20 protein-coding genes are annotated in these 23,729 nt (G+C 49.2%); 10 read left to right on the plus strand and 10 right to left on the minus strand.

What is annotated here, in order from left to right; all coding sequences use genetic code 11:
• The first annotated feature begins 167 nt into the window (after positions 1-167).
• The 7 genes from ACJROR_RS03085 (at position 168) to ACJROR_RS03115 (ending at position 10,319) form a co-directional block, all read left to right on the plus strand.
• Positions 168-1,949, plus strand: a complete 1,782-nt coding sequence (locus tag ACJROR_RS03085; RefSeq protein ID WP_406545811.1) for a site-specific DNA-methyltransferase — start codon at positions 168-170, stop codon at positions 1,947-1,949.
• Positions 1,943-4,171, plus strand: coding sequence for a DEAD/DEAH box helicase (locus tag ACJROR_RS03090; protein ID WP_406545812.1), 2,229 nt, complete (start codon positions 1,943-1,945; stop codon positions 4,169-4,171). Before ACJROR_RS03085 ends, ACJROR_RS03090 begins: the two co-directional genes overlap by 7 nt.
• A 364-nt stretch (positions 4,172-4,535) precedes the next feature.
• On the plus strand, positions 4,536-6,476 hold the full coding sequence (locus ACJROR_RS03095) for an ABC transporter substrate-binding protein (RefSeq protein WP_406545813.1): 1,941 nt from the start codon (positions 4,536-4,538) through the stop codon (positions 6,474-6,476).
• Entirely contained in the window at positions 6,476-7,423 is a 948-nt protein-coding gene (locus ACJROR_RS03100; RefSeq protein WP_406545814.1) for an ABC transporter permease, read from the plus strand. Before ACJROR_RS03095 ends, ACJROR_RS03100 begins: the two co-directional genes overlap by 1 nt.
• Before the next feature lie 213 nt (positions 7,424-7,636).
• Positions 7,637-8,533 carry an ABC transporter permease subunit gene (locus tag ACJROR_RS03105; RefSeq protein WP_406545815.1) on the plus strand — a complete coding sequence of 299 codons (897 nt, stop codon included), beginning with the start codon at positions 7,637-7,639 and terminating at the stop codon, positions 8,531-8,533.
• The gene (locus tag ACJROR_RS03110; RefSeq protein WP_406545816.1) at positions 8,520-9,509 is read left to right on the plus strand and encodes an oligopeptide/dipeptide ABC transporter ATP-binding protein; all 990 of its coding nucleotides are present in this window, start codon (positions 8,520-8,522) and stop codon (positions 9,507-9,509) included. The genes ACJROR_RS03105 and ACJROR_RS03110 overlap by 14 nt, the downstream gene beginning before the upstream one ends.
• A gap of 9 nt (positions 9,510-9,518) precedes the next feature.
• A complete protein-coding gene (locus tag ACJROR_RS03115) occupies positions 9,519-10,319 on the plus strand; it encodes an ATP-binding cassette domain-containing protein (RefSeq protein ID WP_406545817.1) in 801 nt (266 codons plus the stop codon).
• Between the two features lie 70 nt (positions 10,320-10,389).
• Here the strand turns inward: ACJROR_RS03115 and ACJROR_RS03120 are convergent, their stop codons facing one another.
• The 4 genes from ACJROR_RS03120 to adk form a co-directional block, all read right to left on the minus strand.
• Entirely contained in the window at positions 10,390-11,349 is a 960-nt protein-coding gene (locus ACJROR_RS03120; RefSeq protein WP_406545818.1) for a TonB family protein, read from the minus strand.
• On the minus strand, positions 11,346-11,819 hold the full coding sequence (locus ACJROR_RS03125) for an ExbD/TolR family protein (protein ID WP_406545819.1): 474 nt from the start codon (positions 11,817-11,819) through the stop codon (positions 11,346-11,348). The genes ACJROR_RS03120 and ACJROR_RS03125 overlap by 4 nt, the downstream gene beginning before the upstream one ends.
• Entirely contained in the window at positions 11,812-12,426 is a 615-nt protein-coding gene (locus ACJROR_RS03130; RefSeq protein ID WP_406545820.1) for a MotA/TolQ/ExbB proton channel family protein, read from the minus strand. Before ACJROR_RS03130 ends, ACJROR_RS03125 begins: the two co-directional genes overlap by 8 nt.
• Positions 12,427-12,684: 258 nt before the next feature.
• Positions 12,685-13,329, minus strand: coding sequence for an adenylate kinase (gene adk / locus ACJROR_RS03135; RefSeq protein ID WP_406043152.1), 645 nt, complete (start codon positions 13,327-13,329; stop codon positions 12,685-12,687).
• A gap of 286 nt (positions 13,330-13,615) precedes the next feature.
• Between adk and focA the strand changes: the two genes are divergently transcribed.
• Complete coding sequence (focA, locus tag ACJROR_RS03140) at positions 13,616-14,491, plus strand: formate transporter FocA (RefSeq protein WP_406545821.1); 876 nt, start codon at positions 13,616-13,618, stop codon at positions 14,489-14,491.
• 111 nt (positions 14,492-14,602) lie between these two features.
• On the opposite strand, the gene ACJROR_RS03145 is transcribed toward focA, so the two are convergent.
• Positions 14,603-15,439, minus strand: coding sequence for a hypothetical protein (locus ACJROR_RS03145; RefSeq protein WP_406545822.1), 837 nt, complete (start codon positions 15,437-15,439; stop codon positions 14,603-14,605).
• A gap of 51 nt (positions 15,440-15,490) precedes the next feature.
• Positions 15,491-16,543: a hypothetical protein gene (locus ACJROR_RS03150; protein ID WP_406545823.1), complete on the minus strand. Its 1,053-nt coding sequence runs from the start codon at positions 16,541-16,543 to the stop codon at positions 15,491-15,493.
• 578 nt (positions 16,544-17,121) lie between these two features.
• Between ACJROR_RS03150 and ACJROR_RS03155 the strand changes: the two genes are divergently transcribed.
• Positions 17,122-17,409 carry a hypothetical protein gene (locus ACJROR_RS03155; protein ID WP_406043160.1) on the plus strand — a complete coding sequence of 96 codons (288 nt, stop codon included), beginning with the start codon at positions 17,122-17,124 and terminating at the stop codon, positions 17,407-17,409.
• Positions 17,410-17,623: 214 nt separating this feature from the next.
• Here ACJROR_RS03155 and ACJROR_RS03160 read toward each other — a convergent pair whose 3' ends face one another.
• A complete protein-coding gene (locus tag ACJROR_RS03160; protein WP_406545824.1) occupies positions 17,624-19,042 on the minus strand; it encodes an ATP-binding protein in 1,419 nt (472 codons plus the stop codon).
• A 464-nt stretch (positions 19,043-19,506) separates the two neighbouring features.
• Between ACJROR_RS03160 and ACJROR_RS03165 the strand changes: the two genes are divergently transcribed.
• Positions 19,507-19,908, plus strand: a complete 402-nt coding sequence (locus tag ACJROR_RS03165; RefSeq protein ID WP_406545825.1) for a hypothetical protein — start codon at positions 19,507-19,509, stop codon at positions 19,906-19,908.
• Between the two features lie 300 nt (positions 19,909-20,208).
• On the opposite strand, the gene htpG is transcribed toward ACJROR_RS03165, so the two are convergent.
• From htpG to ACJROR_RS03180, 3 genes are all read right to left on the minus strand, one after another.
• Positions 20,209-22,173 carry a molecular chaperone HtpG gene (gene htpG / locus ACJROR_RS03170; RefSeq protein WP_406041718.1) on the minus strand — a complete coding sequence of 655 codons (1,965 nt, stop codon included), beginning with the start codon at positions 22,171-22,173 and terminating at the stop codon, positions 20,209-20,211.
• Between the two features lie 198 nt (positions 22,174-22,371).
• Positions 22,372-23,406 (minus strand): hypothetical protein, encoded by a 1,035-nt coding sequence (locus ACJROR_RS03175; RefSeq protein ID WP_406545826.1) that lies wholly within the window; start codon positions 23,404-23,406, stop codon positions 22,372-22,374.
• A gap of 116 nt (positions 23,407-23,522) precedes the next feature.
• Positions 23,523-23,729: toprim domain-containing protein (locus ACJROR_RS03180; protein ID WP_406545827.1), on the minus strand; the 207-nt coding region annotated here is incomplete at its 5' end.

Below are 23,729 nucleotides of genomic sequence, written 5' to 3' on the forward strand. Positions count from 1 at the left end.
TGGATTGGTATAAATGATGTTAAAAAACTTTTAAAACGGGGGCGGCGTAAATTTTAGATACATTCCCACTCCCGCTTCACTTATATCAATTGCTGCAAACCTCATATCGTATTGCTTCTTTGGTTATGCGAATGACTCTTTTGTAAAACTACTACAAGGAGTTATTCATGACTAACCTATCGAAAATCAAAAGAGACAATCTTCTCTCGAAAATTGAAATTCTAAAAAATAATCTCAAAGACCCTACTGATGCAGAATCACTGAACACTATCAGTATGCTTAAAAACGAACTAACCAACAAAAAATACGGATTAGTTTGGGAAGAACATTCTGAAAATGTAGATGAAATGCTAAAGGATAACATTCCTGTCTTTACCGAGGATAAATCAAGAGAGATTATTTCAGATGAATCATTACCATATAATTTTCTTCTAGAGGGAGATAATCTGCATAGTTTAAAACTTCTTGAAAAAACGCATAAGGGAAAAATTGATGTAATATATATCGATCCTCCGTATAACCTTGGTAATAAAGATTTTATTTACGATGATAATTACGTTGACAAAAATGACGCTTACAGACATTCTAAATGGATTTCATTTATATTTGAAAGGTTGATAATAGCAAAACAATTATTAAAAGACGATGGGATTATTCTGATATCAATCGATTCTACAGAAGGATTTCAGTTAAAACTATTATTAGATTCTATTTTTGGTGAAAAAAATTTTGTTGCGGATTTTCACATAGAAACATCGTATGTTGCTGGAACAAGGAGATTTGCCGCAATAAACGGAAGTGTAGTGAAAACCACAGAATTTGTTTTAGGTTATTCTAGAAACATAAACAGTAAACCAATCAAAAATCCAAAATACGATTACATTATGGGATTCGATAAACACTATAATCTATTTCTAAATACTGAAACAAATCAAACACAGAGTTTAGTTCAAGTGATTGAACAAAATAAAACTATATCAAATATCTTCAAACAATATGAGATGAAAATATCGTTAGATAACTTGGGGAAAATGGTATTATGTAATGATACAGTTCGTGAATGGTTGTATAGTGATGAAATTTCAGATAATTTATACAGATTATCTTCTGATGAAGTTTTAATAAAAGATGACAATTATAATATCCCTGATGACACTATTTTTACATACAATGGCAAATATGTATATAAAAGTGATTCCAAATTATTAACAGTATTTAAATATTCAGACCGCTTGGGATGCTGTGATGATTATCATAGAAATTATGGAGAAAGATCAATAAGAGGTAATTTATGGAAGGGTTTTTCTGCTGATGGCGGTAATCTTATCAATGAAGGTGGAGTATCATTCAAAAACGGAAAAAAACCAATTCGTTTAATTCAACAATTACTGGATACTGTATTAAGTACAAATAATTCACACCCAATTATTCTTGATTTTTTTGCTGGTTCAGGTACTACAGGAGAGGTAGTTTTAACTTTAAAAAACAAATATCCAAAAATTTCATTTATACTGTGCACTAATAACGAAAATAATATCTGCAAAGATATTACGTACCAAAGAATTAAAAATGTTATTACAGGTACAAAAAAGAACGGAGCACCTTACACATATAAAATTCCCGCAAATCTCAAATATTTTAAGACGGATTTTGTTCCAAAAGACTCTGATAATATTCAAGATGTTCTACTAGAACATGTAGCTGAGATGATTGAATTAGAGAATGGAATTAAATTAGATGGAAGACGTTATATCATGATTTTAGACGATGAGCAAGCTGACAATCTTTCATCTCATTGGAAAGAATATTCAGACGTAAAAGCGTTGTATGTTGCTCGAGATGTTTTATTTAATACAGAACAGAATATGTTATTCAAAGATATCGAGATTCATACTATTCCAGATTATTATTTTAATTTTGAATTAAGAGAAGCAGGTGAATTATGGTAAACGGGATTGACGTTCGACTGTTTAATTTTCAAGAACAAACAGTTATGAAACTGCTTGAAGTAACTTCAGATAGTAATAGCAGACAGACTATAATTCTTCAATCACCCACAGGTTCTGGCAAAACAATCATGCTGATTGATTATATTGAAGAATATTTAAATAAGCTTAACACAAATGTAGCTTTTATATGGCTATGCCCTGGAAAAGGGGATCTGGAAGAACAAAGCCGAAAAAGAATGATGAGTGTAGCACCTCATAGATTAACTCAGAATTTATTTGATGTTCTAGCAAATGGATTTACAGAAGAAAGCACAACATTTATAAACTGGGAACTAATCACAAAAAAAGATAACACGGCAATTCGTGAAGGCGAACGCAAAAATCTTTATGACCGTATTGCAGAAGCTCATCATAACAATCTTGAATTTATTATCATTATTGATGAGGAACATTCAAACAATACTTCTAAAGCCAAAGATATTATAAATCATTTTTCGGCAAAAAATATTATTAGAGTTAGTGCAACGGCAAACCAGATTAGTAGCCATGAATTCATAAAAATTGATGAACTTGATGTCATAGATGAAGGATTAATAACAAAAGCTATTTATGTTAATGAAGGAGTGGAAGACAATAGTCAAATAGATAACGATTATGATTATTTACTTGATTTAGCAGATGCAAAAAGAAAATCCATATATGATCGTTATACTAAATTCCTCCCTAAAGGAAGAACCATAAATCCTTTGGTTTTAATTCAATTTCCAAATGGTCAGCCCGAAACCATTAGATCTGTTGAAAATAAATTATCATCAATGGGATATACAACAGATAATGGTTTGGTCAGCGTATGGATGAGCGAAGATAAAAGAGATCTTCCTGATAATTTATCAGACAATGATGCAAAACCGGTGTTTCTTCTTATGAAACAAGCTATAAGTACCGGATGGGATTGTCCGCGTGCAAAGATACTTGTAAAACTAAGAGAAGGAATGAGTGAAAATTTTGAAATTCAAACTATAGGCCGTATCAGAAGAATGCCTGAAGCAAAACATTATGATGATGATATTCTTGATTTTTGTTACGTCTATACATTTGATGAGAAATATAAATCAGGTCTTTTGGATTCAATGAAGAATGAAGCATTTGAAATCAGACGTCTCTTTTTAAAAGATAAATGCAAATCTTTTCAGTTAGTTAAGCAGTACAGAGATCGTGATTTTAATGGATTGGGTGAACGAGATGTGCTGCATCGAGTTTTTACTAAACTCAGCAAAAAATATCATCTTGGATCAAACAAAGCAAATAACAAACAAATCTTAGCATCTAATGGTTATAAGATAGAAGATGCAATTCTAGGTCAAGCACTAAAAGGTTTGTTTGCTCGTACTAATTCTATGTTGACAGCAAATTCATTTATTAATACTAGAATAAAGGTTGACACTCATAAACATGGACTACAATTCTTGCATAGCACTGACGCAATTAAATCATCAATAGGAATGTCTACAAATAAAGTTAGAACTATTCTTGAGAGACTATTCAGGAAAGGTAAAAATCAAAAGTATAAAATTTTATCATTGAATACTGCAGAATTCTATGCATTTGTCATTAACAATGAGCATGAACTTCGAGAAGAATTTCGTGAAATTACTTCTGAAATGATAAGATTTGATACCTCTAATTTATTTTTAGAACCTAAACAAGAAATTTTTAAAATACCTGAACAAGATTTTTTTAAATATCACAAACCTGTTACAGAATTATTATATTCATCAAACTCATATGAAGATTACTCATCAGGATATAATACTGCATTTACTAGAAGTCAATGTGAGAGAATGTTTGAGGATTATTGTCAGAATCGAAATGATATAGATTGGGTTTATAAGAATGGTGATTCAGGAAGAAAATATTTTTCAATTGTCTATTTGGATGCTCTTCAGCATCAATATTTGTTCTATGCTGACTATATAGTAATGAAAAATGATGGTACTGTTTGGGTTATTGAAACTAAAGGTGGAGAGACTAAGGGTGAAAGTAGAAATATTGATCGTCAAATCGTAAACAAATTCAACGCTTTTAAAGCATATGCCCAAAAATATCACATCAAATGGGGATTTGTTCGAGATATTGACGGAAAGGATTTATATATAAATAATTCAGAATATTCTGACAAGATATCTAATCCTAATTGGATATTGCTGGATAATGTTTTTTAGTTTGTAACATCGTATTATACTCCTCTGCATTTCTAATTTATTTCCTCACGTTTTACGTATGAATGTGTTAATCCTGTCTTATTATTTTCTAAGACAGGATTTTCTAATTCAAATCACTTTGCATAATTAGCCTATTCTACAACTGATCACCGACCATTCCAAAAGCTTCTTACAATTTGCTGCAAAACTCTCCTCCTCCGCACTACTTATCCAGACTCCTCTCGCACCCAGTATTCTCATTCCCGCAAAGGATATGTGCGGGATCGGGCCTTAAAATGGTAAAATATTCCCGAGCCGGTGTCCCCAACTCTTCCGGATCCCGGCGGCTTTATTCTGACTCTGAACCCAAATGGTAAGCTCCGGCATGCGTTTTTTACTGATTCTCGCTCTTGCAATCCTGCTTCAGGGACTCCTGACTGCCCTGCCCGGAAATGCTCAGTCCGCCGCTGCAAAGACGCACGAAGGCGTCATTTACTGCTCGGAGCATTCCCTGCCCTACATGAACCCTCAGAGATATCAGTACTCCCCCATTGCCTCCACCCTGTCCAAGGCGGTTTACGAACGGCTCATCGGCCGGGACAACAAAACCGGAGAAATAGTGCCCGGTGTCGGAAAGCTCACCAGACTCTCCAAGGATCAGCTGGAATACACCTTTATTCTGGATAAAACCGTCAGATTTCACAGCTATGATTCCTTTGTCCCCACCAGGGAGCTCCAAGCCGAGGATGTCATATTTTCCTTCAACAGAATGCGGGATCCGGGAAATCCCTTTTACGAGCCTTTCGAGAACTTTCCCTACATCACCAAAACGGAAACCCTGAACAATATCAAGGACATTGTGGCCGTCTCCCCCTACGTGGTGCGCTTTATTCTGAAGGAGCCGGATCCTGATTTTCTGGATTTTCTGGCCATTGACAACAGCGTTATCCTGAGCAAGGAATATGCGGACTACATCCTGGAGCACAACCTGCCCCCGGAATACATTGACTACAATGCCGTGGGCACGGGGCCGTTTCAGGAAAGCAGCTTCGTAAGAGAGCGCTACGTGAAGCTCAAGCCCTTCCGGGAATACCGCTTTGACAAGCCCCGCATCAAAAAGCTGGTGATAAACCGCTCCTGGAAGATCAATAAAAGGCTCTCCCAGATGTTCACCAACGAGTGCCACATTATCTCCAATCCCTCCGCCAGCCAGCTGACCTTTATCGAGCAGCACCGGGGCAGCAATGAGCTTAAGATCTACAACCGGAAGACCGTTAATGCCACCTTTATCATCTTTAACACCAAAAGGGATGTCCTGAAAAACCGCCACACCCGGAGAACCATTGCCGACGCCATTAACATCCGGGATCTTAACGAGGCAGTATACTTCGGGCTGGGCCACTACATTATCGGAGCCCGGGCCGGCACCAACAGCATTTTCACTCCGGATACCGAACCCACCACCGAGGAACGGCTGGCCTCGGTGCTGGAGCTCCGGAGAACCCCGCTGCGCATATCAGTTTTTGAATCGGAAAACGGCGGCGGCAACTATCAGATAAAAATTGCCGAAATGCTGAAGTCCGACCTGGAAAGCATCGGAGTAAAGTCGGAAATCCACAAATACCGCACCGACACCGGTCTCCGCAAGCTAAGGAGCGGCAACTTCGATGTCGCCATTATCAACATCTTCTCCAATCTGGATTCGGCCATCGCTCCCCTTCTGGCCTGCCGGAAGGCCGTGCGCCGGAGACAGACCGATTCCGAGTTCATGAATAACTTCACCGGCTGGTGCAATCCCTACTTTGACAGCATCATGAATAACCTGAAAAACCGCCGGCTGGCCGAGAATGAAAAAATGAGCCTGTACCTTAACGCCAGACATATTCTGCTGGAGGAAATGCCCCTGGTGCCGCTCCTCTATTCCAGTAACCGCTATGTGGCTCTGGGGAATCTCAAAGGCCTCCGCACCACCTCCGCCGGCGGTCTGGATTTCCGGAATGTCTATTACGAGGATGAGGATCTTCCCGCCCCGCCGAAAGCCATCCGCTCCCTCGCGGGATCTCCGGGCAATGCCCCAAAGGATCTGACTCCGCCGGACAAATCAGCTCCCTCCGGAGAGTCCCGGACTAAAAATCAGAAGGCGGACTTTCCCGAGCCCGTCCCGGACGCCTCCGGAAAACCCGCGCCTGAAGCCAGTCCTGCAGCGGATCCCAAAAATCCCCCCGCAGCCCCGGCCGCCGGGAATAATAACGACCCCGGGAAGCCTGAGCCTGCTCCGGCTCCCCGTAAAAACAGCGCCGCTCCGGCTGCCAAAGGAGGGCATTAATGCTGAAATTCATTGCCCGCAGACTTCTTGTGCTCCTGTTTGTCTTCTTTGTGCTGACCGTCATTCTCTTCTGGATGCACATCAGACTCACCGAATTTGAAGCTGACCGGCTGGTGCGGGATTATTTTTACTTCACCAGCTCCATCGTCCGCGGCAACTTCGGCATCAGCACCAGCTCCAAGCTTCCGGTGATCTACGAGCTCAAGACCTACCTGCCCTCCACCCTGGAGCTTATCTTCTTTTCGTTTATTCTGTCCTTTGTCGCCGGCACCGTGGCGGGCATCGCCGCCGGTCTCAACCACCATTCCATGCTGCTTAAAGGGACTACCACCATGCTCAGGCTGACCACCTCCTTCCCGGTATTCTGGCTGGGACAGATGATGATCACCATTTTCGCGGTGGAGCTTAAAATCCTGCCCACCGCCGGCAACATCAGCCTGTTCTGCGATGTGCCGCAGGTCACCGGCAGCATCTTCATCGACTCCATCCTCACCATGGATCCCGCCTGCATCAAAAGCATGCTGGATCATCTGGTGCTGCCGGTGATTGTGCTTTCCTTTATGCCCGCCACCCAGTTTTTTCTGCTGGCCCGGAGAGCCTCCTTCACCATTTCGGAAATGGACTTTATCAGAATGGCCATTTCCCGGGGCCAGAGCCAGTTCTCCCTGGCCCGGAAGCATATTTTTCTGAACATTATTCCCTCCATCCTGCCGAAGGTAAAAATAATCCTGTGCAATCTGTTTTCGGCCACTATTCTGGTGGAGGTGGTGTTTGAATGGCCCGGTACCGGCATCTGGATCTCCAATGCCGTGGAGCATTCCGACAATGCCGTGCTGGAAACGGCGATTTTTGTGCTGGCAATTATCTTCCTGCTGGTTAATACCGTTATCGATATCATGGGAGAGGTATTCTTCCCGGAGAAGCGCCGCATCACCCTGAATATCTGACCGGTACAGGATCGTACCCGCGGCTTAAGCGGATTTTTTTCCGGAGGTCATGCAGGGAAAACGAAACGGGGTTAAAATAACCGGGGCAGACAGAAAGGCAGCATTAGCCGCAGGCCGGCGGCAGGAGCCGCAGGATCGGAAGCAGGATTAGCAGCAAAAACGGCATCTCAGTTCCTGAGGACTTAATGGCAAAGACCGGAGACGGGGATTTTCATGAATTTACCAAGCTATGACAAGGTCCTGTCAGACCGGCAGATTTTCTGGCATTTCTACAAGAAAAGCACCACTGACGTTATCGGGCTTATCGTGCTTTTCCTGATCCTGATTGTGATTTTCGTGATCCCTTCCTTTGTAAACATGGATCCCTACACTCAGGACATTACCAAAAGACTGCTGCCCCCCTCATGGGTTGAGGGCGGCGAGCTCCGGCACTTTCTGGGCACCGACGAATTCGGCCGGGACTTTCTCTCCCGGCTCCTCCACGGCGGAGCCAATACCATCGCCTTCGCCTTTCTGGCCACTGTTTGCGCCTCGGCCGCCGGCATTGTGCTGGGAATCCTCACCGGAATCGACCGCCATCACATCCGGAGCAGCCTCGTCAGACACTCCTTTGACATCATTTTTGCCGTACCTTCGATTCTCATCGTGTTTGTGGTGGTCTCCATTCTGTCCCCCACCCTGCCCCATGCGTCCCTGGCCATAGCCATCTCTCTCCTGCCCCGATTTATTCACACCACCTACAATGCCGTGAAGCATGAAATCGTCAAAGACTATATCAAGGCCAACATTCTTGACGGTTCGTCACGTCTGCAGCTGACTCTGCAATGCATTATTCCCAACATTCTCTCGGTGATTACCATCAATTTCTGGGAAGCCTTTGCCGTGGCCGTGCTGGATATCAGCGCCATCGGCTATCTGGGGCTGGGAGCTCAGGCTCCGGAGCCGGAATGGGGGAGCATGCTGATTTCAGGCATGGATCTTATCTATATCGGCAACTCCAAGGCCATTATTCCCGGAATTGCCATCGGCATCACCATTGCCGCCATCGCCCAGGTAGGACACGGCATCGGCAGAGTGCTGACCATGGGAGAAAAAAATGGCTTTAATTGAAATTAAAAACCTGTCCATTTCTCTCAAAACCGAGAACGGCAAGATCCCCATCTGCAAAAATCTGGACTTTTCCGTCAACGAAGGCGAAATCGTCGGCCTTATCGGCACCTCCGGATCCGGAAAATCCCTGGTCTGCAAGGCCATTGCCGGCATTCACAGCCGCAATCTGGAAATCAGCTTTGACCGCTACCGTTTTGACAATATCGACATTACCGGCAAAACCCTGCACCAGAGAAGACAGTTTCTCTCGGAAAGAGTGGCCATCATGCTGCAGAACGGCACCCGCAGTCTGGATCCCCTGATCACCGTAAGAGAGCAGATGCTGGAAAACCTGCCCAATACCGCCCGGCCCAAAAAAATCTGGAAGCGGCTGTTCTGGAAAAAAAGGGAAATCGACATTCTGCTCCACAAGGTGGGTTTCAAGGATACCGAGGCCATCCTGAATGCCTATCCCCACGAACTCTCGGAGGCGCAGTGCCAGAAGGTTAATATCGCCATGGCATTGGGCCGCAAGCCCCGGCTTCTGATTGCTGATGATCCCATAAGCTCCATGAACGCCCTGTCCCAGCTTCAGATCCTGCGGCTTATCGACGGTCTTAACCAGAACAATCACCTGTCCGTGGTCTATGTGTCCAACGACCTGGGGTCGATTGCCCGGCTTCTGGATCGCATCAATATGTTCTATTTCGGGGAAATTGTAGAACAGGGCCCCACGGCGCAAATTCTGAAAACTCCGCACCACCCCTTTACCAAAATCATGCTTGATGCCATTCCCGACACCGGAGCCGCCTCCCGCCAGAAGAGCTTCTTCAAGGTGCCCGGCGGAGATCATCCGGACTTTCAGCATCCCCCAGTGGGGTGCCCGCTGGGGAACCGCTGCCCCTGCGCGGATCGGGAATGCAATGTCAGGCCGCCCATTACCCGCGTAAAGAACGGCTTCTTCTGCTGCCATTATCCGCTGAATAAAAATAAATAGGAGCCCTTCATGGCTTACAGCATAACCCCGAAATTCCTGCAGGTGAAAAAACTGTCCGCTTCATTCAGCACCGGCAAATACTTCTTTCTCCAGAAGACAACCCGCGCCCTGACCGATGTTTCCTTCACTCTGGCTCAGGGAGAGACCCTGGCCATCTGCGGCGATGCCGGTTCCGGAAAATCCACCCTGCTGCAGATCCTGAACGGCAGCGGCCCAGACTACGAGGGCGACATCCTCCTTTATGAAAAGAACATCCGGGATTATGAACGCCGGGATCGGGTGTCCATCATCCGGATGATGTACCCCAACCCGGACACCGCTCTGAATCCCCATATCAGGGTGAAGAAAATTCTGGAAACGCCTCTGGTCATGAACACCGATCTGTCCCCCAAGGACATTGCCAGAAGAATCAGCTACACCGCCGAATATGTGGGGCTCCGGGAGGAGCATCTGGAATACTATCTCAATATGCTTACGGACATCCAGAAGCTCCGGCTGTCCCTGGCCCGGGCCCTGGTGCTGCGGCCCCAGGCCCTTTTGGTGGACTCCTCGGTGGAAAAGCTGGATGCCATTCTGAGAATGGATTTCTTCAACAAGTTTCTGGATCTCCAGAAACGCTTCCGGATGTCTCTCATTATCTGTCTCAACGATCTCGATGCCATCAAGCATCTGGCGGACAAGGTGCTGATCCTGGATCAGGGAAAACCGGTGGACATGGGAAGAGTCTCCATGCTGGCCTTATCCACCAACGAACTCACCCAGAGAATAGTGAAGAGCTTCAATCACGAATACCGCAGCGTGCGCCGCTGAAAAAGCGTTTCGCAGCGCGCTGAAAGAGGTCTCCCGCCGCCGCTTCTCTCTTCCCAGCTCCGTCGCTTTATCAGCGGGGACTTATCAGATAGCGCACCGGGATTTCCGTCCGGTAGGGCTCTCCCGGAATTCCGGTATCAAAGCCGACAATGCCGGCGGCAACCTCCTCCAGAGATCCGTCCAGAAAACGATTCCCGGTTTTTTTGCTGACCCGGGCTCCGGAGACCCTTCCGGAGGCGCTGACATCTGCCAGAATCGCCCCGCTCCCCTCAATACCGTTCCGAAGAGCCCGGGGGGGATATCTTTTAAGTCTTTCGATTTCCCGGCGGATAAGTCCGGCTCCCTTAAGATGCCCCTCCCGGGCCGCCCTTCCGGCATCCTGCCTTAAGGGTTCCCGGGAAGGCTCCGCCGGAGCGGCGGGAGAGCCCGCAGCTGAAGTTACGGATTTTTCCGGAAAGCCGGAGCCGTTTTTCTTTTTATCAGATAATTCTGAACGGGAAGCCGCCTCCCCCTGCCGCTCCCGGCGGGGAGTTACGGCAGAAGGCCCGGACGCCTTCCGGGGCCGGGACGGGGTTACCGGACGGGGCTTCGGGGCCGGAGACTCCCTGACAGACTCCTGAGAAATGGGCTTTTGAGGTGTCGGGGAAGATGAAGGAGTCTGGGAAGAGGAGTGAGCCGGGGGCAAAGGGGGCGAGGCTGGAACGGAGTCTGACAGAGAAGACAAGGCTTCCGGAGCGGCGGCAGGATCCGAACTGGCTTCAGATGGCAATGAAAAAGGCAGAGAAGCAGGCTGCTCCGGTGAAGCCTGGGCTGCGACAGGCCCGGCCAGAATCAGGAGCCCGCCGGTCACTGGTATTTTGGAGGATGATTCCGGAAGCTGATGCCGGGACAGAGACTGAAGGATTTCAGGCAAAACCAGAAAGAAAATCAGCAAAATAAGACCGCCAAAAAGCGCCGTGCCCAGAGAAGCTGCGATATCGGGGCGCTCACCGGAAAAGAGGCTCCGGATCCCCAAATCCGGGAGCTTCAAAGGCCGCCCCCGGAGGTGTTTGCAGCCGGGGCTGAGACTGAGTTTTCAGCTGCGCCGGCTCCGGAATCCCCGGCAGGTTTGCCGGTAACCGTGATCACAAAGCGGCCGGCCCGTTCCCGTCCGGCGATCTCCATGATCTCCGCCACCTTCTGAAAGGGGGCGCTTTTGTCGGCCATGATATTAAGACGGCGATCGGGGTACCGGGAAAGGAGATCCCGAAGCTCCTCCGGAGTACAGGAGGCGCCGTCCGCAAAAAGATCTCCCCGGGCATTAAGCATTGCCCGGATCTCGGAGCTTACCGGCAGGGCCGGATCTCCGGAAACCGCCGGAAGCTCCACCTCCAAAGCCGGTTTCATAAAGCTTGCGGTAAGCACCAGAAAGATGATGAGCATGAACACCACATCAATAAGAGGCGTGAGGTCGCTGTGAGAAACCTCGTCCTCCGCAGCAAAATCCCAGGGGTCAGTCATGCTCTGTCTCTCCCCCGGACGCCGCCGTCAAAGAAAGGCGGATCCGGAGGCTGTACCCCAGAACCTCCGCCCGAAAATCCCGCAGTCTCCCGCTGAGGTGCCAGTGAAAGAAGCTGGCTGGCACGGCAATACAAAGCCCCATAACAGTGGTAATGAGAGCCTGCCAGATACCGGAGGCCAGCAAGGCGGGATCCGGAGCCTGAGATCCGGAGAGATCCCGAAACACCGTTACCATGCCCAGCACCGTGCCGGTGAGTCCCAGAAGCGGCGCTATTACCGCGGCCAGTCTGATAAAACGCACCCGATGCGTAACCCGGCGGAAGGCCCGATCCGCAAAAAATGCCGCCAGCATTCTGAAATCCTCCCGTTCCCGGGGGTTTTCCTGAAAAATTTCCCGGAGAAAGAGAAGCCCGGGATTCCGGCCCTGATAGTCCGTAAGATCCTTAAGCCCCAGAGAGCCCGGAGGAGTCCCCTTCTCCAGCTTCCGAAACCCCCGAAAGGAGAGCTCCGTATAAAGGAGACACCACAGAGATACAAACAGCACGGCAAGGCCTAACAGGAGCAGCACGGGCCCCAGGGGCCCGGCCATGACAGCAAGGTCTTCCAAAATATTACCCTCCTTTTGCCCTGCGCTGCATCTGCAGCACTGCGATATTCCGTTTGTTCTCTTCCGTCCGGGGATGTCTCTGACCGCCCCGGCCCGGACTTCCGTACGGAGATCTTTCGCAAATTTAAGGACAGATACGAAAAACACAGCCCCGGCCGAGGCTGTGTTCCTGATTCTGAGACCGGCTTTGGCATGCCTGCTGCGGGTCTCTGACGTGACTAAATACAACCGGACATGACCAGGTCTTTTCCGAAAAACTCAGGCGAGCTCCCGATCCAGACTGGCGCTGACCTCGTTAACCGGCTTGGTGCCGTCAACCTTTACAAAGCGGCATTCCTTCCGGTCAGCCTTGGCGGTATAGAAAGCCACCAAGGGCTCGGTCTGATTGTGGTAAACCTCAAGGCGGCTTCTTACGGTGGCTTCCTCGTCATCCGGACGCACCACCAGATCCTCTCCGGTTACGTCATCCTTGCCGGGAACCTTAGGAGGATTGAATACCACGTGATAGGTACGGCCGGAAGCAAGATGCACCCTTCTGCCGCTCATGCGCTTGACAATTTCTTCGTCAGGAACGGAAATTTCCACCACGGCGTCAATGCCGATGCCGCTGGTATCAATGGCCTCAGCCTGAGGGATGGTGCGGGGAAAGCCGTCAAACAGGAAGCCGTTTTTGCAGTCGGGCTCTTTGATTCTGTCCTTTACCAGTCCGATAATGATATCATCGGAAACCAGCTGACCCCGATCCATCACCTCCTTGGCCTTGAGTCCCAGCGGAGTGCCGGCCTTGATGGCGGCTCTCAGCATGTCGCCGGTGGAGATCTGGGGAATATCATACTTTTTGGTAAGATACTGGGCCTGAGTTCCCTTACCGGCACCCGGAGCCCCGAGGAGAATAATGCGCATATTATTGTCATTCCTTCTGTTGTTTAGATCCCGAAAGAGAAAAAAGCGATCTGGCGCTCCGCGCTCTTCCTACAAATTCCGGAACTATGATACTACAAAATAAGGGGAAAGGCCTTACTTAATCCCCTCCCTGACAATTTTTTGCCATAAGCCGGCATTTTTGCTTTAAACAATTAATCCGGCTCTGCTAAAATGCCGGCATATCCGGCATCCCTGAGATCGGCGCCGGATCCGGTTTTATTTACAGAATAACAAAAGAATCATCACAGAAGAAAACTGCTGCATCATGATCCCTGAAAAACATCCCTGCTGTCTGTCCGCCGCGGAAACAGCAAAAGCCGCCGAGAGCATTACCGAACACAAGGCAAACCGCCCTTCCTGGCAGGCCTTCCTTATGGCGATAAACGCCGGAGCCTTTATCGCTCTGGCGTTTATGTTTTATACCACGGCTCTGGCGGACGGACACGGCAAGCTTGTGGGAGGACTCTGCTTCTCTCTCGGGCTGATGCTCTGCGTGCTCTTAAGCGGCGAGCTCTTCACCTCCTCCACCCTGACTCTGGTAGCCCGGGCTTCCGGACTTACCTCATGGCGGCAGCTCCTCAAAAACTGGGGCATCGTCTACTGCGGCAATCTGGCCGGAGGGCTTTTTGTGGTTTTTCTGGTGCTGCTGGCCCGGCAGTACGATGCCTTTCACGGTCAGTGGGGGCAGGTGGTTCTGGATACCTCTCTCCACAAGCTGTCCCATTTCCGGGAGGGAGAAAGCTGGTTTCGGGGTTTTCTGGAAACCATGACGCTGGGCATTTTCTGCAATATCATGGTCTGTCTGGCCGTCTGGCTGGGCTTTGCCGGAAAAACCCTCACCGACAAGATGCTGGCCATGATCTTCCCGGTGGGCATGTTTGTGGCCTCGGGCTTCGAGCACAGCATTGCCAATATGTTCATGATCCCCGCCGGCATCAGCATCGTGAACTTTGCCGAACCTTCATTCTGGAGCAATGCCGGCCTGGACATCGCCAAATATCAGGGGCTCACCGTGGATAATTTCATTGTAAGGAACCTGCTCCCCGTAACCATCGGCAACATTATCGGGGGCGGCATTTTTGTGGGTCTCTGGAACTGGTACCTTAACGTCCGGGCTGCCGGAAAAAAGACCCCGGACTGATTAATTCCCGCTCGTGGCAGCCGTCCTTAACGGGAAGCCCTGAGAGTTCAGCGATTTCTGAAAACAGGGATGCTCCTCAGGAGCCGCTCCTGGATCTTCCTCAGAAACAGGCTACATCAGCGGGTTAAGCTCTTCGGTTTTCAGAATAAAGGAAATCCCGGCCTTTTCAGCCTCAGGACTGTCCGCCCTGATGACAAAGTCATAGATAACCGTGCCGTTGTTTTTAAACACATAAACAGCCGTATGATCCGGACAGTGCATTTTTACTCCGCCGGCGTAGGGATATTCCGGCTTTTTTGCCCCCTTCGGCGCTGTCAGGCGTCCCGCCGGCACAACGCTGCCGCAGTGGTAGAGATTCTGCAGCCTGTCGGTTACAGATTCAATGGTATCGCCGTTAAGATACAGTCCAGTTTTCTCAAAGGTCACCACAGCCCCGGTTTCTTTATGGGCATAGGTGTAGGTCATATTGTCGGTATCATGGGACAGCGCTGTCCATTCCGGAAAATGCGTCTCCATGATCTCCGGAGTCAGGGGATCACTTCCGGCGATGCTCCGGGCGGTGAATCGCATTAACGGCAGAGCTCCGGATTTGGTGGGACGATAGAAGAAAACCCGGTACCAGGCGCCGGTGCCCTGATAATGGGCATCCTTCAGCACCTCCACAATCTCCCATTCCCCGCAGCCGCTGAGTTCGGATCCGCCTTCGGCAATGCCGCTGGCGCACCCGTGCATCAGGCTCACCTCCTTCATATATTCCGGAACTCTGGCGGAGTTCAGGGCGAATATCGACTCCATGCGGATCTCTCCCAGAGACTCCCGGGACATAAAAGCCTCGGCGCCGTCCCAGACCAGCGTCCAGCCGTCATTGTTAAAGCTCGGATTCTGAGCCAAAAGAACCCGCGGAAGAAATAAAGCCGCTAATGCCAGCCCTGTCCCCAAAATCCTCATAAAACCGCCTCGCATGATTTTTAAGGTAACGCTCCTTAAGCTGCATTGTTGTCAGAAAGCCGGATTAAGTATTTCCGTATTCCTGATAAATTCCCGTATCAGAAGATCGTGCAGCACCGCCTGCTTTTCCGCATTGTCTGCGGCATCACCGTCTTTACTGTCCTTGACACCGGCGGTGTCCTCATCCGCCGGTTTTTCTCCGGAAGGCTTCTGAGCCGTCTCCGCTTTGACCACTTCTTCGGGCAATGCCGGATCATTTGCCGGAGCTTCCTTTACGGCATCCTGAGCCTGCTCTCCCGGGCTTCCCTTGTCATCCGGAGCTTTTTCTTCGGCAAGGGAAATCTCCGTCTGAGAAGGCAGCTTTACCACGTAGTCATAAAAGATGCCGCCGCCGTTATCAGCCACGTAAATTCTGGTGTTGTTCAGACATTCCATGGCATAGAGTCCGGCATAGGGATTTTTGATGTCATGCCTTTTCCCGTTAGCTTCCTCGCTGTCCGTTTTATAAAAGGTATCCGGCACCGGTTCTGCTTTGCCGCAGCCGTAGCGCTTTCCCAGTCTCATGGAAACATTGTGAACCGTATCGCCTGCGATAATATATCCGGCATTCTCAAAGATAATCCTCATGCCGGTCTTGTCATGACTGAAGGTATAGGAACAGTAGCCCGGTCTTATGACATGGTATTCCCAGTAGTTGATCTCGTCGTAATCCTCCCCCAGCTTTTCCATCCGGGCCTGCTCATCCCTGATAATGCTCTCCCAGGGGGCGGGTTCCTCTGTCCAGCCGGTGAGAAGATCCCGAAAGCCCGCAAAGCTGCCTTCCCGCACTCCGGAAAGACTGGCAACCACAAAATTCAGCTTGTCGAGAGAGGTTTTATCCTTCGGCCCCAGATAGAAAACTCCCGTCTGGTCATCCTCTCCGAAGATTCTGGAGCTCTGCACCGCCTCGATAACGCTGAAGCCCCGGCAATTCTCAGCTCTGATAAAGGATTCCTTTTCCACCACCTGGCATTTCTCAGTCTCCTCCATCCGGTGCAGAAAACGATAGGCATCAAGATATTCCCTTTGTTCAATCATGATGGTGCCGTACTCATCATGCTTCATAAAAACCGTGCCGTCGTCTCGGTAAAAGCTCCATCCGCTGTCAGAAACTGCCTGAACCCCGCCGGAAGACAGCATAAAAAGCAAGGCTGAACACAAGGCACCAGAACCGTATCTCACAAGCACCTCCCCAGGCATAACGAAACAGACACCACAGAATCATTGCCTCTCATTTTATCCGTCTTTTGTCAGCTCATAAATAAAGACCGCATCCCCGAGAGTCAGATTAGTAGCAAGGTCACAAAGTAAATCATGAAATGGGCCGTCGCTCCCCGCCGCCTCGGAAAAAACCTTATGCCGCCTTGTGTTCGCGGCCTGAAAAGCACTGCCTGGGCCGCTCCCTGATACAGAACCGGATTCTGTCCGCAGCGCGAATCCCGTCTCAAGTCATCATCGTAAAAACGGTGGCTCTTCACACAATCTTGCAAATTGTTACAGATTGTGTCTCAGGGAAACTTATCCCGGGAATTCATGTCATAATTATCAGCAGTAAGAGATTTTGAGCCTCGAGCTCCGGGCCCGTACCGGGGAATTTCAGGCTTTCCGAACATCACTCCCCGCAACAACTGGAGGAATGAAAAATGCGTAAGTTTTTATATATGGCAGCCCTGCTGTGCGGACTTATGGCCGCTCCCTCGGCATTTGCCAATGTTTATCTGTGCACCGGCCCCTTCTGCGCCGTAGCGCCTGCCCCGATTCCGCCTGCTCCGGTGGTTTACTGGCATCGTCCGCCGCCCCCGCCGCCGCCGTACTACCACTACCACCGCGGCTGGCACCATCCGCCTCCCCCGCCCCATCATTACCATCATCACGGGCCGCATCATGGGGGGCCGCACCACCATGGCGGACACGGGCCGAGATGGCGCTAAAAGGGTTCTGAAACCTTATCGGGCGGAACTTTAATAAGAACACGGGATTAGCTTAAAGGCAGCTATCAATGATGGCTGCCTTTTTTTGTCAGCGTTTCGGCAGCGCCTTCCCCCTGTTAACAACTATACATATGCCGGCCTGCTCAGGAACATCACGGCAGACAACCCCGCCAAAAGGCAGCAAAAAACTCACTTTTGGCGGGTTTGTCCTCTCTTACAGGAATAGATCCTCACCGGTTACCACGGAAGCCAGATTACAGGCATAGGAGTTTTGCAGCACGCCGCAAGGAGCAATCAGGGTCAGATGAATGGTGTCTTTGCTTCCGGAGACGCGCTGATAATCCGACCGTTTGCGGCGCATTGCTTCATCTGAAGCTTTGGTGATGAGATACTCATCCTCTGAATATTTCATTTCGATAAGGTTGCTGATGCGATCCGCCCGTTTAAGAACAAGATCAATTTGCGATCCGTAAATGCCCTCCGCAAGATTTTCGGGAACCGAAAAAGAAAACTCTTCCGTCAGCACCGCGCCGATTCCCAGGGCGTTTTTGATATTTTGGGTGTGAAGCCGGGAGACTATTTCAAAGGCCAGATCCTGCCACCGGCTGGTTTCAGGGGTATTTGCTCGCTCCATCCGGAATTCCGTATCTCCGGGACGGGGTTCCAGGAAGTGATAATAGAAGAGGATGAAGGGATCAATCAGCCGGTAAACCCGTTCCTTTCGCTCTCCATAGGACGTGCATTCCCGGATGAAATCGCAGTTCTCCAGATCACGCAGTATTTTTGATGCTCCCCCGGCGCTGGTTAATCCCACGGCCTTAAGTATTTCGTTTCTCGTCATGATTTTCTTTTGAGAAAGGGTCGCAACGATTTTTTGAAAGATTTCCGGCTTCCTGAATAGTGAACCAAAGAGACCGGAGCATTCATTTTTCAGTAAGGCTCCCCGCCGGAAAAAGAGATAGTCAAGATACTGATCGATTGACATCCCCTTTTTCAGACGGCTCCAATAATACGGAATCCCTCCCAGGGCCATATACCCTTTCAGAATTTGCCGGCGATTCAGGGAGACTCCCAGAGAACGCGTATATTCCTCCGCCTCGCATAGCTGAAACGGTTCCAGATGGATGCTGAGGGTCAGACGGTTATATAACCCGCCTATGTTATGCATTACATGATCGATAACCCAGGAGGGAGAGGAACTGCATATCAGGAGAATCACGTCTTTCCGGGCAGAGGCGAAGGCATTCCAGAAATGCTCCAATGCCGGGATGAGATCACTGCGGGGAGTATCCATCCAGGAAAGTTCATCCAGAAACAGGAGCTTTTTCTCTGCCGTGCTCTGTTCCACAACCATTTCCAGCAGATCAAAAGCCTCCAGCCAGTTTTTCGGGCAGCGGCGCCTCGAGCTTAGTCCGGCTTTTCGGAGGGATTTGAAGAAAACGGAAAGCTGCTCCTTTCTGGAAAGATTGCAGTACCCGGTATGGACGAAGGAAAACCGCTCGGAAAACAATTTCCGAATGAGATATGTTTTTCCGACCCCGCGGCGGCCATAAACCGCGATAAACTGCGATTCCTGTTTGCATAACGCCTGGTTCAACAGCTTTTGTTCTTCTTTTCTGGCGATCAGAGTCATTATCTTCCTCCTGGCACTCAATCAAACTCGCCAAAACAGAGTGATTTCGTAACTTTTGGCGAGTTTGATTAAATGCGCTGAACACGGATTTCTTAACAGGATATTCCGATATTTCAAGCTGACAAGAAACGCATTGATGATTTGAGGTTTCAGAGGCGGAAAGTATTCACCTTGCAAGATAACTCTCATGAGCCGGCTTCGATCCGGAGATCTTGGCCATGACGGAGGCTATGGCGGCTGGCACGCTGCGGTATACTGGTTTTCCGGTTCAAGGATGGATCTGAGTTTGTGGAATAAGATAAGGAAAAACAGGCTAATAAGACACATCAGATCATCTTTTAGAGGTACTTGGTTTTTATTTTTTACACGGCTCACATTTTGCACTTGTTTGACAAAATTTACTTGACTAAATCAGAAGATAATTTATTCTATTAACAAATATTTCATAACTTGAGGTACATAATATGTCTTCTCATCACCTTGAAGAATTTCCTAAATACGAGAGAGATCCAAAAGATAAGTACATTCTGATCAAAACGAGCAATGTTGCAATTGAGAATTCCAGAAAGGAATATCCCGAAGCATCGGAAGAAGAACTTATCTACCATGCTGTAAGGGGCGAATGGAAACTAAATCTTACCAACGCTGAGAAGTATCGCTATGTTGTCGGCACAATTAACGGCATCGTCGTAGGTTGCTATCAAAATTGCAAATGGAAAAAGAATGCTTCGGGAAAGCGAGTTCTTTTTGAAGGCGAAAAGGCTAATGATGAATTTTCCAAGAAATATCTCGGGAAAAGAATTCCTGATGAATTCCGACGGAAAGGAGCTGCAAACCCCTGCTGGTACGTAAAAGGGGAAGGTTAAAAGATAATTCCTCACGAGGTAACCGATATTAAAGCCTTTAGAGCCTGTACAAGCTCTGAAGGTTTTTTCGTACTAGCACCAGGATTTCACTCTCAAAATACCACCCCCAATAAAGGCCTTGCCGCCATGAAGGCAGCAGCTCCGCTCAGAGATATCCTTCGCCGCCACCCTCCGCAACATCTGCCACGCAAATTCCCTAACCATTCTCACCAAAAAACAAAAAGGCCGGAATATTTCATCCGGCCCATCTCTTGCTGTTCAGAAATGTCGGAAAGAATACCCCTCCCGGCATATCCTCAATTACTTGTTAAGGAGGAGGGAGTTCACCAGCTTCACATATCTGGCCGGCTCCTTAAGCGCACCCTGGTCAGCCAGAATGGCTTCGTCAAGAATCAGCTGAGCCCAGTCCTTGAAGCGGTTCTCATCGGTCTCGGCAGCCAGGTGCTTAACCAGATCGTGATCCAGGTTGATCTCCAGAGTGTACTTCTCATCCGGAAGAGTCTGGCCGCTGGCCTCCAGAATGCGGCGCATCTGGGCGGTCATCATCTGGTTGCCCTGACCGATAACGCAGCTGGGGGTATCGGTAAGACGATTGGTAACCTTAACATCGGTAACCTGCTCGCCCAGAGCTTCCTTAACCTTCTTCAGGAAATCCTCGTTTTCCTTGGCCTGGTTTTCCTGCTTTTCCTTTTCTTCCTTGTCCTCGAGATCGCCGAGATCCAGATCGGAAGCGGTTACGGAAACAAACTTCTTTTCCTTGTATTCGGTAACCTGGTTCATTACCCATTCGTCAACCCGCTCAGTCATGAGGAGCACTTCGATGCCCTTCTTCTTGAAGGTTTCCAGATAGGGGCTGGAAGCGGCAGCGGCATAGGTGGAGGCAGTCAGGAAGTAAATGTTCTTCTGCTTCTCCGGCATGCGGGAAATGTAATCCTGCAGGGAGACATTCTGCTCGCTGTTGTCATTGTGGGTGGAGGCATAACGCATGAGATCAAAAATCTCTTCGCGGTTGTCATAATCCTCTACCAGGCCTTCCTTCATTACAGAGCCGTATTCCTTCCAGAAGGTCTTGTAGTTGTCCTGGTTTTCATCCTTGGCCATCTTGCCGATCATCTGCAGAGCTTTCTTGGTGCAGCCGGACTTCAGCTTGGAGGTAAGCTTGCTGTCCTGCAGAATTTCACGGGAAACGTTAAGCGGAAGATCGTTGGAATCCAGAACGCCCTTTACAAATCTGAGATAGCCCGGCATAAACTGCTCGGCGTCATCCATGATGAACACGCGCTGCACATAAAGCTTAAGGCCGTGCTTCTGCTCGCGGTTGAAGAGATCCCAGGGAGCGTGCTTGGGAACATAAAGCAGGGAGGTATATTCCTGCGCGCCTTCTACGTGATTGTGAGCCCAGGTCAGCGGGTCATCCCAGTCATGAGAGATGTGCTTGTAGAATTCCTTGTACTCGTCATCGGTGATATCCTTGGCGGAACGGATCCAGAGAGCCTTGGCCTCGTTGATCTGCTTCCACTCGGTATATTCGGCGGTTTCTTCCTTCTTGTCCTCGGCCTTTTCCTCGGCGTTGTCTTCTGCCTTGTCCTCAGCCTTGTCATCGTCCTTCTTCTCGGGCTTGACGGTTTCCAGCATTTCCACCGGAACGGAAATATGATCGGAGTACTTGGTTACGGCATTGCGCAGAGTCCAGTCCTCCAGGTATTCCTTGTCATCTTCCTTCAGGGAAAGAATAACATCGGTGCCGCGGTCAGCCTTGGTAACGGTGCTTACGGTATACTCGCCGGTGCCGTCAGACTCCCAGCACACCGCCTGATCCGGAGCAGCTCCGGCAGCGCGGCTGATAACGGTAACCTTGTCGGCAACGATAAAGGAAGAATAGAAGCCTACGCCGAACTGGCCGATAAGCTGGGAATCCTTAGCCTGATCGCCGGAAAGATTCTTGAAGAAGTCAGCGGTGCCGGACTTGGCAATGGTGCCCAGGTGCTCGCAGATCTGATCGCGGGTCATGCCGATGCCGTTATCGGAAATGGTCAGGGTCTTCTTTTCCTTGTCAGCGGAAAGACGAATGTGCAGATTGGAATCATCGCCGTATACCGACTGATCCTGAACAGCGGCGAAGCGCAGCTTGTCAATGGCATCGGAGGCATTGGAAATAAGTTCCCGGAGAAAAACCTCCTTGTTGGAATAGAGGCTGTTGGCCAAAAGGTTAAGAAGCTGCTTTACTTCTGTCTGAAAACCACGCTTTTCAGTATTTTCTGTCATTTTTCATACTCCCAAAATACATATCCCTGGCGGTATCGCTGTTGTCCGCATGCCGGAGCAGGGGCTCTGTCTGTTGTTTCTGCATCATAAATAGGGACGGTTTTCATAAATTCAAGAACATTTTCAGGGAGGGCTTATCTCCGCCCAGAAAATGAAAAGCCCCGGAATCCGGGGCCCCTTACTTGAAAATCTCAGTCCTTACTCCAGAACCTCCTGAAGCTGCTTGCGGTTTTCCAGACGATACTTCTTGATGTACCACACCAGCGCAATCAGACTTCCTCCCAGGATCATGAAGAAAAGCCCCGTATTAAGCTTGTCCCAGAAGTATTCAAAAAACTTGGTATAGAGCTCAATGCAGAGGAAGGTGATGCCGAAGCCGATAAACCGGTTGCTTTCCAGCTTTAAGCCTCCGACAAACGAAGCCGCTCCGGCTCCCGCAAAAAGAATCGACCAGGCCAGAAGCTCGCCTAATGAGGCCCGCCCTTCTCCGGCGCCCCAGATGGACAGAATCCACAGGGGGATAAAAATGCACAAAAGCCCCCATACCTGAGTTACGCCGTGCACTTCCCGGGATTTCAGCATATCTGCCGACGGCGGAAACAGGGAAATCCCGGTCAAAACGATCCCGTATGCCAGGGAGACCAGGGGCTGCGAGTCCATAAGCCAGTAGCCGCCCCAGGAGTAGCCGCTTTTCACCCCCAGCCACGAGCTCATAGCCGCCAGGGCAAAAAGCCAGGACAGGGATGATTTGCCATACCAGCCCACGAGACCGTAAATCATGCAGGCCGGCAGGAAAAGCCAGTGCACGGTTTTCTCAGTCATGTCCAGAGCCAGTCCCACCTGCGAAAACCCCAGAGAAATGAGAACGCAGCCCAGGAACAGAAGAACGCTGTAGGTTTTAATATGGGGATGATCCCGGAGCCGGAGCCGAAAACCGAAGTAAATAAGAAGTCCAGCAGACACAAAGGCGGAAAACGCCCGCAATGACGCCGGAGCATTTGACATAAGCGCCACGATAACGTCACTGGCCAAAAGCGTAATAAGCCCCGCCACCAGGCACAGTCCGGCAAGCCAGACCGCATGAAACGCCAGCCGTGTCCAATCAAATTCCGCCACTACGGAATCATTCAGACTGTCATACTGCTCCTGAGAGAGATAGCCCTCCTCCTTCCAGAAATCAAGAGCATCATGCACCGCCCGGGCTCGTCTCCTGCCAACATGGTATTTATTCATCGATTACTCTCCTGCTCCTTTGCTGTTGCTGCCGCGGCTGTTATTGATACCGTCAGCGCTCTGCGGCTTATGCTGATTTTACCGCCGCCACCGGAACTCTGCCACTTCCGCAAATCTCAGAGAGGCCGTCTTCCGGCCAGGGAACGCATCAGCGTGGAACCGTCAATGGCATCCAGTTCTCCCCCCATGGGAATGCCCCGGGCGATCTGGGATACCGGGATCTGATACTTGGCAGCAATATGACCGATAAAATGCGCCGTGGCATCGCCCTCCACCGTGGGATTGGTGGCCAGGATAATCTCCTTATAGCGGTATTTGTCAAT

The organism is Succinimonas sp. (assembly GCF_045225735.1).
Taxonomy (GTDB): Bacteria; Pseudomonadota; Gammaproteobacteria; order Enterobacterales; family Succinivibrionaceae; genus Succinimonas.